The sequence below is a fragment of the Paenibacillus hebaui genome, from assembly GCF_051934385.1.
In the GTDB taxonomy this organism is placed as follows: domain Bacteria; phylum Bacillota; class Bacilli; order Paenibacillales; family Paenibacillaceae; genus Paenibacillus.
In genome coordinates this window covers 2,078,714-2,091,126 of sequence record NZ_CP196836.1, presented here as the reverse complement: position 1 = coordinate 2,091,126, position 12,413 = coordinate 2,078,714, and the positions used below count along the sequence as shown (strand labels likewise).

Annotated in this window: 13 protein-coding genes; 7 read left to right on the top strand and 6 right to left on the bottom strand. The window is 49.6% G+C overall.

Translation table 11 applies throughout. The features are described 5' to 3' along the window. Nucleotides 1-10: 10 nt before the first annotated feature. Nucleotides 11-511 (top strand): hypothetical protein, encoded by a 501-nt coding sequence (locus ACR32F_RS09520; protein WP_440118318.1) that lies wholly within the window; start codon nt 11-13, stop codon nt 509-511. A gap of 83 nt (nt 512-594) precedes the next feature. Beyond that, nucleotides 595-936 carry a YtpI family protein gene (locus ACR32F_RS09515; RefSeq protein WP_440118316.1) on the top strand — a complete coding sequence of 114 codons (342 nt, stop codon included), beginning with the start codon at nt 595-597 and terminating at the stop codon, nt 934-936. Nucleotides 937-1,082: 146 nt separating this feature from the next. Here the strand turns inward: ACR32F_RS09515 and ACR32F_RS09510 are convergent, their stop codons facing one another. From ACR32F_RS09510 to ACR32F_RS09495, 4 genes are all read right to left on the bottom strand, one after another. After that, nucleotides 1,083-2,417: a DRTGG domain-containing protein gene (locus ACR32F_RS09510; protein ID WP_440118314.1), complete on the bottom strand. Its 1,335-nt coding sequence runs from the start codon at nt 2,415-2,417 to the stop codon at nt 1,083-1,085. Between the two features lie 257 nt (nt 2,418-2,674). Continuing rightward, nucleotides 2,675-2,962, bottom strand: coding sequence for a hypothetical protein (locus ACR32F_RS09505; RefSeq protein WP_062319949.1), 288 nt, complete (start codon nt 2,960-2,962; stop codon nt 2,675-2,677). Nucleotides 2,963-3,082: 120 nt separating this feature from the next. Further along, the gene (locus ACR32F_RS09500) at nt 3,083-3,430 is read right to left on the bottom strand and encodes a YlbF family regulator (RefSeq protein WP_440118312.1); all 348 of its coding nucleotides are present in this window, start codon (nt 3,428-3,430) and stop codon (nt 3,083-3,085) included. Beyond that, nucleotides 3,430-3,603, bottom strand: a complete 174-nt coding sequence (locus ACR32F_RS09495) for a hypothetical protein (protein WP_440118310.1) — start codon at nt 3,601-3,603, stop codon at nt 3,430-3,432. The genes ACR32F_RS09500 and ACR32F_RS09495 overlap by 1 nt, the downstream gene beginning before the upstream one ends. 97 nt (nt 3,604-3,700) lie before the next feature. On the opposite strand from ACR32F_RS09495, the gene ACR32F_RS09490 reads away from it, so the two are divergent. From ACR32F_RS09490 to ACR32F_RS09470, 5 genes are all read left to right on the top strand, one after another. After that, the gene (locus ACR32F_RS09490; protein ID WP_440118308.1) at nt 3,701-5,068 is read left to right on the top strand and encodes a YheC/YheD family endospore coat-associated protein; all 1,368 of its coding nucleotides are present in this window, start codon (nt 3,701-3,703) and stop codon (nt 5,066-5,068) included. 30 nt (nt 5,069-5,098) lie between these two features. Next, entirely contained in the window at nt 5,099-6,289 is a 1,191-nt protein-coding gene (locus ACR32F_RS09485) for a YheC/YheD family endospore coat-associated protein (protein WP_440118306.1), read from the top strand. Between the two features lie 61 nt (nt 6,290-6,350). Further along, a complete protein-coding gene (locus tag ACR32F_RS09480) occupies nt 6,351-7,724 on the top strand; it encodes a YheC/YheD family endospore coat-associated protein (RefSeq protein WP_440118304.1) in 1,374 nt (457 codons plus the stop codon). Next, nucleotides 7,724-8,830, top strand: coding sequence for a YheC/YheD family endospore coat-associated protein (locus ACR32F_RS09475; protein WP_440118302.1), 1,107 nt, complete (start codon nt 7,724-7,726; stop codon nt 8,828-8,830). Before ACR32F_RS09480 ends, ACR32F_RS09475 begins: the two co-directional genes overlap by 1 nt. Before the next feature lie 35 nt (nt 8,831-8,865). Then, nucleotides 8,866-10,044, top strand: a complete 1,179-nt coding sequence (locus ACR32F_RS09470) for a YheC/YheD family endospore coat-associated protein (RefSeq protein ID WP_440118300.1) — start codon at nt 8,866-8,868, stop codon at nt 10,042-10,044. A 98-nt stretch (nt 10,045-10,142) separates the two neighbouring features. On the opposite strand, the gene ACR32F_RS09465 is transcribed toward ACR32F_RS09470, so the two are convergent. Then, complete coding sequence (locus tag ACR32F_RS09465) at nt 10,143-12,059, bottom strand: alginate lyase family protein (protein ID WP_440118298.1); 1,917 nt, start codon at nt 12,057-12,059, stop codon at nt 10,143-10,145. Further along, complete coding sequence (locus ACR32F_RS09460) at nt 12,056-12,391, bottom strand: cupin domain-containing protein (RefSeq protein WP_440118296.1); 336 nt, start codon at nt 12,389-12,391, stop codon at nt 12,056-12,058. The genes ACR32F_RS09465 and ACR32F_RS09460 overlap by 4 nt, the downstream gene beginning before the upstream one ends. Between the last annotated feature and the right edge of the window lie 22 nt (nt 12,392-12,413).

Sequence of the window (12,413 nt, the reverse complement as noted above, 5' to 3'; positions counted from 1 at the left end):
GACAGCGCCCATGAGAATTCCGCCTTTTTCGCGTTACCGGCCGCTGATGCGCATGACCGCTGTGTTTATTCTGGGAATGATCGCTGGCTGTATCGTGTACAACGGTGTTTTTCACCTGAGTTACAACGAGTTATGGCTGAACAATCAGGAGTTGCAGCTTCAGCTGCATCAGAATGAGGAGGATATTAAAACGCTGAAAAAATATAGTAAACGCCAAACCGTCATCAAGGAAATCAAGGTTCGTGCAGAAGATTCTGACAAGGGTCCCGATGAGGCTTCGCTTAAAATCATGTTGCAGAAACTGGGAGATGAGCTGGAGGTTCTCCGGGGCAGGGACGTATTCAACATCGACGAATACAGCAAAATGACGCGGATCATGCTGAATCAGAAAGTGTACACAGTTCGAGAAAAGGAGTATACCGTCCAAGTAAAAACGATGCTGGTCATGGAAGGTGTGCTGCAAGTCTGGGTACAGATTCGGATGCACGTTCCCACTTTGGAAACGAGATGACAGCCAGAAAAAACTGCCCTCGTCCTTAGCCTCATGGTACAATAGGGGCAGTAAATGCTTTCCAGAAAAGGAGCTGCGTCTTCGTGTTCATCGATGTACTCAAATATGTCCTGATCGCCATCTTTGCCCTTGCCATGGTCTGTTCTGCTCTGAACAGCATTCGTTCACGCAGAACCACTGACGCTGCCACTGCTGGTCTTTATCGCTCGTGGACCAACATCTGGATGGGCGGCATGCTGATTATTCTTGCCCTGATCCTGATGTTTGTTTTTACGGGTTCCACGTTATCTGTCGTTGTGGAAGCGCTGTTTCTGATTATGGGAGCGTACAACCTGTTCGCCGGCTTACGTAATCGAAGTTACTATGCGCGGATTCAGAATCGCGAGGGCAATAAAACAGGGAACACCCCCGGGCAATCTGCCTAATGCATTCGACGATATGATTGTTGTACCAAAAAAAGAGTATCTCCCAACCATCGAACGAAGCTTGAACCGCGTTTATCGACGGAATTCAGCACAGCGTTTCGATCAGGGAGTACTCTTTTTTTATGAAGCTAGGACGACTCGCCATTCTAGGCATGGTCAATGGATTGCAGCGTCATCACCGCTTTGCACACAACGCTTCCTTCACGAGTAATCACAATGTCCATTTTGCAAGTCCTTCGGCTGGTCTCCAGAATAATTGGACGCACCAGGATTTGATCTTCAATCTGTACTGGACGGACAAAATATGTCGTCACATTATCCACCACATGGTCATTTCCTGTAACGTCCCAGGCAGCACGTCGTCCCGCCTGTGTCATCACATTCAACAAAACGCCCTCAGAAATGGTGCCCAGGTCTGTCGCCATCTGTGGAATGATAAATCCGTGAAAAAATAACTCGTTCTGCTCTCCGCGCTCCTCGGCGAACCCGTTCCAGATCAGATGATCAAACGTCTCTCCAAGTTGCGGCTGCTTCTGTGCATCCCGCATGGCTTGCAGCACTTCCTTGCGTGTAACGGACGCAATCAATTTGCGGTTCCGATCCACAATGGGCAGGAAGTCGATGCCTTCCCATGTCATGATCTGAGCCGCAGAAGCCAGAGAAGTTTGCAGAGAAGCCGTAATTGGACGGCGTATAACGCATTTCTCAATACTCTGATCTTCTTTAAGCTCGCTCACATCTTTCAGACTCACAATCCCGATGACCCGGTTCCATTCGTCTACCACGGGAAAGCGGTGCTCTCCCGTCTCCGATACCAGCATATGAAAATCTGCGGCTGAGCTGGTGACCTTAAGCACCTGAAGGCGAGGTTTCTGACCGATAATATCCTCAACAAGCATAATTTTTTTCTTAATCAGCCGATCGAAGATCGCACGGTTGATCATGGAGGCCACTGTGAATGTATCATGTCTGGAGGAAATGATTGGCAGCCCCAGCTCATCCGCCATCACTCTCACTTCACGACTTGTACCGAAGCCACCTGTAATTAACACACCTGCTCCTTGTTCGAGGGCAAGAGAATGTGCATCTTCCCGATTACCTACAATTAACAGACTTCCAGCGTCAATATAACGTGCCATCGCCTGCTCTTTCATCGCACCGATCACATACTTATGCAGGGGTTTGTCAAGGCCGTCGCTTCCGCCCAGCACATGGCCTTCCACGATGGTCACCACGTCAGCAAAGGTCAGCTGCTCTGTCATGCCGCGAGGTCTTTTCTCGATCCGCACCGTCCCGATTCGTTCCTTGGTCACGACCAGGCCAAAGTTCTCTGCTTCTTTTACCGCACGATATGCCGTCCCTTCGCTTACCCCCAGTTCCCTTGCAAGTCCGCGTACCGATATTTTACTGCCAACCTTCAGTCGTTCAATATGTTGAAGCAACTGTTCATGCTTTGTCACGTTCTCTTCCTGTCCATCCATCTGTACCACCCCCAAAGAACCAACTGTACTATTCTGTATCTATTATAACACGCCGTAAAGAAAATAACCCCACTTCACATGCCTTTCTCTTGAAGAAAAAAACGCCGCATAAATCACATTAATCGGCACAGCACCTGATCGGTTCGTACAAAAAAAGACCGGCCCCTTCACACAGAAGGGATTCCGGCCTTGCTCCAAACCTTATAGAGGTTGTTCAATAAGTCCGCTACTAAAAAACAGACTTTTTGAACAGGCACTTATACAGATTTGCTCTGCTCCTGCTTGTCCAGCAGTTTCATCTCCCATTGCCGCAGTTTGGCCCGCCGAACGGCTTCGAGTGCACGTTTCTTCTCCTCATCTACTCCGAGAATAAAATGCAGATGTGCACCAACGATTAATAAGGAGAACAGCACCCATACGATGCCAAAAATATTAACCCAGTCCATTCCACCAGCAAAGGAAATCCGCGGCAACGCAATGACCAGCATCGACAACGCGATAAGCAGATAGATCACATGTTTTGCTTTTTTCAACCTTTTCACCATTCACAGCTCCTTCGTTCTTGATCGACTCTATATGTCTAGTCTATGAACGATAAGGAGGTAATATGAAAGGTTCAGGAAAAAAAGGGGACAAGGCTGTAGGGTTTAGGTTTAGATTTAGGTTTAGGCTTCAGCGCCGCCATACAGATGACCCAGGCTGTCTGCAATAATTTTGTTCACATCTTCAATAATGACACTCAGGCGACGCTCAGCATCAAACAGACGACGGATGTTCAGGTTCAGGCTCAACACTTCAAAGAGTTTCTCCATTTTCTCCATCTCATCCGGAGCAGGCATATCCCCACTCATCATACGTTGTTGCAATTCCATCTGTTGATCACGGAAATTATCCAGCATCGCCTTCGCTTCCGCGTCCACCTCGATCAGTTTCATCGCAGAAGTAATTTCTTCTACCTCGCTGCTTTCTCTCAGTGCTTTAGCCAACTCATTCGCTTTGTCATAAATGTTCATTATAATTCCTCCTCATATTGGGTTGTCAGTCTGTTATTCATTCGTATTCTCATCGCAACGTTCACCCGAGTTAATACACGCATTTCAATTCCGTCAAACAAAGCTGGTGGAAACAGGTCATTCATCCCCTGCCGAGCATCAAATGCATTTAATCCAAATGGGTCAATCACCAAGGGTTATATGTCCTCATATGATGAAGCACATGCCATGTTTAGATGCCGTTCAACTTCAAGATCAGACATCAAGTTGCCGCCCGGAAGGAGATCTGTGATGTCCACAAAAAAAGTAACGATTCAGGTTACCGGCTCGGGCATCCTGCAGGACGACGTCATCATGCTGGGCGAAGGGGTGCTCAAGGCACTTAAAATCCCTTCGGGAAGGCCGCTTCAACTACAATTCGGCTCTTTCCGCAGTGAAGTCACTGTCATCCCGGTTCCGAAATATGATGGTTTGCGCATCAATCAGACGGTTGCCAGCAAGACCGGCCTGGTTCCCCGTTCAGTCTTGCGCGTGTCCTATCGTTCAGCCAGTCGTACGCTGCGTCTTGGACCTCACATCAGTGTACTGGTTAGCCAGGATTACCCCGATCAGCCCGATCGGCCCTTTGGCTCCATCACGATGTTCTGTCAAGAACTGGTGAACGCCTGCCGAAAGCAGGGCGCCTATGTATCCTTTTTCACACCGGAGGATATTGGAACGGTAACGGGATATATGAAAGGCTGGGTGTATGATGACGGCTGGAAAAAGACTGTTCTGCCTGTAGCAGACGTCGTCAATAACCGGCTAACGTCCCGTAAGCTTGAGAACAAACCTAGCGTACAGCATTTTATGAAAGAAGTAAAATCGCTCTACGGCACACAAACCTTCAATGAAAAGTTTCTGGACAAAAATGAAGTATTTGATGCACTCAAGTCCATTTCAACGCTTAAACGAGTTCTTCCCGAGTCTTATTTGCTCAAGACATCCGCCATACTCAAGACGATGTGCAACCGACATCCCGTTGTCTTTCTGAAACCAGTACGCGGTTCATTGGGCAAAGGCATCATCCGGGTCTCTCGTCAAAACGATGGCAGTTTCCTCACCCTCGCGACTGGCGTTGGAGGCACCCGCAAACAAACGTATGTTTCTCTGGATAAATTGTATGCCAGTCTGTCCGGGAAAATGAAAACGACGCGTTACCAGATTCAACAGGGTCTGACCCTTATTGATAACAGCGGTAGACCTGTCGATTTTCGTGCACTTGTACAAAAAAACCGTACCGGCAAATGGAGTGTCACCTCCATCGTCGCACGTATCGCAGGAGGCAGTCACTACGTATCCAATCTGGCACGGGGCGGAAGCCTGAGTACCGTCAAGGAAGCTGTTGCCAAAACCCAGTTGTCCGGGTCAGCCAAAGCTTCGGCTTATGCTGGCTTGCATACGGCTGCGTTGGATATTGCCAAAGGCATAGAGGGGGCTATCCCCGCCCATTTTGGCGAACTCGGCATTGACCTGGCTCTGGACACAACCGGACGGGTATGGCTGCTCGAAGTCAATTCCAAACCATCCAAGAACGATAATACGCCGCTTAGCGAGAGCAAAATCCGGCCTTCTGTCAAAGCAATGCTGGAATACTCAACCTATCTGGCCGGATTCTGAGGAGTCATCCAATAAAGGAGGTACAGAGCGATGTTTCCAAGCGATCAGACAAAGACAGTGGCGGTTCTGGTTCGGGCAATAAAAGGCTCGCCTCCCTTCTCGGATGAACTTTTCTGTCGTCGTCTCCACCTGGAGAGCAAACCATTTGGCTTAAATATCATTGTCTTGCCTGTATCCGATGGTTCCGAGGAATTCCAGCTCAAGCAGGGCTATGCATACGTTAGCGGAAAATGGAAGATCGTTCCTCTTCCTACACTGGACCTGCTGATGAACCGTTGCTTAAAGCCGCTTCCAAGAAAATTCAGACAACAGCTTCAGGAGTTTGTCGCCCCCATTGGCCAACATCAACATCGTTACTGGTCCACTTCCCTTCCAGGAAAATGGAAGGTGCACCGCGCCTTGTCTACTGATGCAGGTCTGCGTTCTCTTCTTGCGCCTACGACGTTGCTTCATTCGGACACTTCATGGGAAAGGTGGCTGGTGCGCTTCCCCAAAGGAATATTTTTCAAACCTGTATCCGGGACCCATGGTAAAGACACGTTCCGCCTTTATCAAGGGGATCGAGATGTTTCTTGGATCATCGAGGGAAGAAATACACGCAATGAATTGATTCACCGTACATTTGATTGTCCCCAGGACGTGTATGCCTGGCTGGAATCATATAAGACCGGAAACAAGATGATCATGCAGCCCTACCTGGAACTGAATCATCATGGACGACCGTTCGACATTAGGGCCCTGGTGCAAAAAAATGGGCAAGGGCGCTGGTCTCTAACCGGATGTATGGTACGAGAAGGACCTGCAGGTTCACTCACTTCCAATTTGCATGGAGGAGGGAAGGCGCACCCTGCATATCCGTATCTGCTGAATCGATATGGGCGAGTCCATGCAGAAACCCTACTGGGGACGATCAGAGAGACCGTTACCCTCATCCCTACCCTGCTGGAAAGCCGTTTCGGCAGGCTGGCCGAACTGGGACTTGATTTTGGAGCAGACACCCAGGGTCGCCTCTGGCTGCTCGAAGTGAATTCGAAACCGGGCCGATCCTCATTCGCAGAGGCGGGTGATCCACGCATGCATACTCTGACCTATACCCGGCCGCTTGCCTATGCCCGTTATCTGCTGCAACAACCTGTTCTTACGGACGTCATGCGTCCAATGAAAATGTCGAATACATCCAGCACAGCTGGCCTGAAACCCGTCCCGATTCACGGCAGCTGAGGCCTGCAGCGCCCCGCTTGCCGTGGAGCCGAAGGATCTTTTCAGGATAGGAGGATAAAACATGAGTTTGACCTTTTGCAATCTACATTTCACACAGCAACCGGATAAAGTCGTTTATGTATCCAATGCATTAATGAAAAGTCTTAATCTATCCGGCAAAAAAACGATACATTTGCGGTTTGGCCGTGACCGGGTACCCGCAACCATCAAACCCATTAAAAAGGCTGGTAAACATCTCTACCTCGCCTCGGGTATACGTAATCTGATGAACGTTCCGAAGCGGGGCAGCATTTACCTCCGTAACCTGCAGAATGATGAAGTACAGCTGGGTCCACTGATCGGCGTACTGTCTGACGGGCCTGCGACGAGCACCAATCCATTTGGTTCCCGTACGGGTTTCATCAAACAATTGCTCCGTGAAGGCAGTCGCAGATCCTATATCTATGCCTTTACCCCAAGAGATATCAACTGGCAGAAGGAAACGGTATCTGGTTTTTTTCTCAACGAGAACGGGAGCTTTAGCCGCAAAACGGTCCCTCTGCCTGACGTGGTCTATAACCGGTTGCCCAGCCGTCGTTCCGACTTCTCACCAGCGATCAACCAGCTGAGGGATCGATTCGTCCGGCGCAAGATCCCATTCTTCAATTGGAGTTTCTTCAACAAATCGGATATCTACAAGTTGCTGGAGAATGAACCTGTAGCAGGAAAATACATTCCTGAATCCATCACCAATCCGACAGTGGAACAGATGAAGGAAATGCTGGAACGCCATCAATTTGTCTACTACAAACCAACTGCGGGAAGCTTGGGTAACGGTATCTACCGATTAACTTATTCACCCAAACGTGGATATTTCGCACGTTATCGTAAAAAGGGTGGTAACGCCCTGCTGCGTTTCGGCTCGTTTAACAGCCTGATGCGCATGCTTCAAGGCAGACATGGCAAACAGCTGCGCGGTTATGTTGTACAACAAGGTATTCGACTAATTGAGATCGACGAATGCCCGATTGACTTTCGCTTTCACATGCATAAAAACGGAAATAATCAATGGGTCGTCGTCGGTATTGGCGCCAAGAAAGCTGGCCGGGGCAGCGTAACCACACATATTAAAAACGGTGGCTCCCTGATGACCCCTGAGCAGGCACTCAGCCGCAACTTCGGCGACCGCGCGGGAGAAGTGCTTCAGCAGGCCAAATCCGTCGCTATTACACTGGCCCAGGCAATTGAAACCCAGCACCAGCATCTGATTGGTGAGATTGGCTTTGATCTGGGCATTGATCAGGAGGAACATGTATGGATGTTCGAAGCGAACGCCAAACCCGGGCGCTCCATTTTTCGTCATCCTTCACTCCGGGTGGAGGGAAAATCGTCGGTGGAGCACATTTTGGAACATTGCCTGTATTTGAGCAAATTCCGGAAGAAGGAAGGCAGTTGATGAGCCTTCATGATGATTTCAAACCTATCATCGCTGTCTTGACCATGCATGATGATCGGCGGATGTTCAGGGGAAATCATCAAAATTTTCAGGATATTGTGCAGACAGGCGAGAGTATGGGATATGTGGTGTACATTGTGACTGTACGAGATCTGAACGTGATTAGTCCTACCGTGAAAGGATATACGTACAACAAGGAGAGTGGTAGATGGACTTCACGGTACTTCCCTCTTCCCCATGTCCTATACAACCGCATACCCAACCGGGAAGATGAGCGCAAACCTTCGGTACAACGTAAAATCGATGAATGTATGCAATCTGGAATAGAATTGTATAATCCTTTTTTCTTCAATAAATGGAATCTGTTCGAATGGCTTAAGAAATCCAAGTCGACTCAGCGTCTGATTCCCTATACTCGCCGGATGAGAACGGCCTCCGCTCTGGGTACGGTGCTGCGTACTCATCCCTACCTGTATCTGAAACCGGAAAGCGGCAAGGCAGGCAAAGGGATCATGATGCTCAAGTTTCAGGAAAAGGAACGGCTTCCCTTTCGTCTCAAAGTACAGACTACACGGAAGAGCACCACATACAAAACAGCTACACTTGCCAGGTTATGGGCCAGAATCCGCAAGGAGACTGGACACACGCCCTATATCATACAACAGGGTATTGAACTGGCTTCGTCACACAAGCGTCCCTTCGATCTACGTGTACTTGTGCAGAAAAACGGCAAAGGACAGTGGAGCGTAACAGGCATTGGAGCCCGGCTCGCAGGTTCACGGAGCATTACCACCCACGTTCCGCGTGGAGGCAGTGTAGAAGATCCGGAGAGACTGCTCACCGATCTGTTCGGGGAAGAAATGACAGCCGTACTGATGAAGAGGGTCAAGTCGACTTCATTGATGATCGCAAGACAGGTGGAACGGGGATCAGGTCATATACTCGGGGAGATGTCCATGGACCTGGGCATTGACGAACTGGGTGAGATCTGGTTCTTTGAAGCCAACGCGAAGCCGATGAAGTTCGATGAACCACAGATTCGGCGGCGATCACTGGAACGCATTTTTCAGTACAGCGCCTACCTTGCCCGTCAATCCAAACGATAATGAACAGGAATAACTGCAAAAGAAGGTGATTGTTTGTGTCCTCACCTGTTCTGGGCATTATGACGTTGTACTTAAATGAACATCGCGCTCTGGAAGAACGGAGCATATACCGCAGAATGATCCTTGAAGGGCGCAAGCGGGGACTCGATATCTATGTGTTCACACCGGCAGATGTACATCCAGGAGGCAAGCGGATTGAGGCGATGGTCTTTCATTCAGAAAAAGGCTGGTCACGGGAATGGCGTTCATTCCCGGATATGATCTTCGACCGCTGCCGCATACAGCGCAACCGCAGATTCCAGCAATTGCTTGCCTTCCGGGAAAAGTACGGACATCTGCTCTTTCTAAACCGTCCGTTGCGCAATAAGTGGACCATTCATCAGACGCTGCTCGCGAAATCGGCCTTTCGCGAGCATCTGCCCGATACGGTTCTGTTTCAGAGTTTGTCCGATGTGAACCGGATGCTGAAAGGCTCCTCTCTCATCTATCTCAAACCCATTAACGGGACGGGTGGACGCGGTATTCTACGCATTGAACGCAGAAACAACGAGGCCGATACAGTCCTCGTGCAGGGACGGGATCAGAAGCGCCGAATTATCACGCCGCGTAAAGTTCATCTCTCACGCCTCGGTTCCCTCCTGCAGCACTGGAACATGAAAGACAAGTATCTTGTACAGAAGGGCATTCAACTTCAGCTTCCGAATGGACGGGTGCATGATTACCGCATGCTGGTTCAGAAGAACGGTGAAGGACAATGGGAAATTACCGGATGTGCAGGACGCATGGGTGCAGAGAAAAGTGTTACCTCGAACCTGCATGGCGGCGGTCAAGCTGTAGCGATGCAACGACTGATGAAACAATGGATCACCGACGAGGATCTTCGAGCCGAAATTAATGCTACCGCCGAAAAATTCGGCATGGATGTCGCTTCATTCCTGGAAGATACGTACGGAGACCTGTGTGAACTAGCTCTGGATTTGGCGATTGACAAGAGTGGTCAGATCTATCTGCTTGAGGTGAATCCCAAGCCTGCACGCGAAGTGTTCGCCCGCATTGGTGACCAGGAAATGTATTCTAAAGCGATCACTCAACCGCTGGATTATGCCTTGTGGGTGTACCGCAACAGGCCTTCCGGAGTGCCCAGAAGAACAATCAGTCCCCAACCCGTCACTCCAAAATTGGCACGAAAGAAAAGAACAAGAAAAGTTAAATAAGTGCACAAAGAAGTAGGAGTGGTGTTCGCTACGTGCGAGCATCCACTCCTACTTCACTGTGGTTTTCCAACCGTCCCTTAAAGGTAAGGGGGCAACTTCTATTCTCTCGTCCATTGCAGCGTATGATTGTCAATCACAATGATTCCGGCTTCATCACCATGCTTGTAGGCCAACTTCAGCCGCATCAGTTCAGGTTCTAATTGGCATGTGGTTACATGTGTCACTTGATCTGTATAATCCGCTGGCAGACACAGCGTAAGAATACCGATTTTCCCCGAAAAAGCCGCCTTGCCTTGAATGACCGATGTTTCCGATTTGGAACCATACACTTCGGATATCCAGCCTGGTTGCTCTGTCAGCTCGAATTCTCCCTCTACGATCCCCGCCGTAACCCACTGCATGGCAAGCGTTATGGAAGATCCCCCATAGCTAATTCCCGCTGTCGTTTCTCCGGCTTCGTTCATTTTTAACGCAAGATCCGCTTGCGGGTGCAGGTGAAAACGTTGCTCCAGTGTATGCTCTTCCTCTGCATCCAGCCAGTCCACAATCAGCAGTATAGGAACTTCCACTCCAGAAAGCACCCATCGACGATGCGTGACCGGATCAGGCAATCGCGTATATCCATCATGTGAAGCATCGATGAAATGATACCTGTCATTACTCTCCCAACGGAGCGTTGTAACCTCAGCCTCCGGTTCACCCCATTGCTGTGTGGAAACATAAGGGGTCTGATCCAGACCGTCCAGTGTGATGGTATTGTGCGCCCGTGTACTTTTGAAATACCTGCGCCATTCCCCTTCCTCGTACGTGTAACGTCCGGTATCCGTGAAGAAAAGCTGATTCTTCCACATCCACTCCACATTCAATGCATCTGCATGTCCGTGAGCTCCACCCATGGCAGCCGCGTCAAAAAACAGATACTGGCGTTTGTCTCTCATGACATAATATCCTGTCTTTGGAAAGGCGCGACTCGATTTGGTTGGAGAAGAAGCTGCCTGTAGCCTGATGGAGCGCTCATATTTCTCCACACCCAGCAACCAGAGACACTCCGAGCTTTCCGCTCCGCGAGCCATCAGATCATCGTCTCCCAGAATAGCGCCAAGCAGGGTCAGTCGTTGTCGTCCATCACCGATCCAATCCGAATCGCCTATACCGGTGGATTGATGGTCAGGTCTGACCAACGCCTCTGTAAATGCAGCCATTTGCCGAAGACAACTTCCATACCATGGCGAGAACGGATGTCCTGAAATCTCGCCGAGCAGATATGGCGTACCAAACATTTCGATGCTGGCATTATGGTAATGCGTCGTCAACTCAATCTGTATCCCTTCATCACCCAACTGGTGCAGCAGGCACAGTTCCAGACGCTCCATCGCCATTTGACGCCAGTACGGACTTCGCGGGTGCTTATGGCAGAACGTGGCAATCATGAACAGCCCTTGCATATGCATGATGGCATGATTGATTTCCGTGCTGCCGAGGTAGCGGGTCAGAAACTCGGCATGCTCCTCCAGACTTTGCAGAAACTCGGCCTGAAAGCCTTCATCCAGCAGCGGACTGGATTCCATATATTTATAGGCGGATATCCAGGATTGCACACGTAGTCCCGTTTCCAGCAGACGCCAGGGGCCCGGTTTTTGGAAGAATACCGCCTCGTCGTAGACCACATTTATAGGTACGGGGTTCTGCTGTCTCCAGCTACGGAAGTGGTCAATGAACGCTGTCACATATAGCGGATTGCCCTTCATCAAGTACGCCTTGCCGAGGTCCAGCATATGCCAGTGTCGGTTGATGCCCCATGTAAACTCCAGATCATTCGTAGGATTGTGAAGCCAGTTCACTGGCGTCCCCATCCGAATCCAGCGATTCAGATCGTTCGTGTATGGGACGATAAATTCATTGAGTATGGCGCGATTAGCAATCGTTAGTGAATTTCGGGCTTCCTCTGGAAAATGTCTTTCATAATAAAGCGCCGCTTGTTGCAGATCGGCCGCTGAAAGGTAGAAATCGCTCATTGGGACTCCTCAAGGAAATCCTGACGGAACGGGGTGAAGACATCCAGAATGACGGAATCCTCCAGTGCCTTGACGCCATGCGGGACGTTAAAGCCGGCATAGAAGCTGTCTCCTGCTTTTAAAATGCGAATTTCTTCACCGACCCTAACCTCAAAGCTGCCTTTAACGATATAACTGACCTGTTCGTGCGCATCATGGGAGTGAACCTCTCCAATGCCACCTTTAGCAAAGGTAACCTCCACCATCATGAGTGTACCACCCATACCCAAGATTTTGCGGGAACTCGTTCCGTTAACGATATGTGCATCAATGGACGCATGATTAATGATCATTTTGATTTCCCCTTTCCTTGCA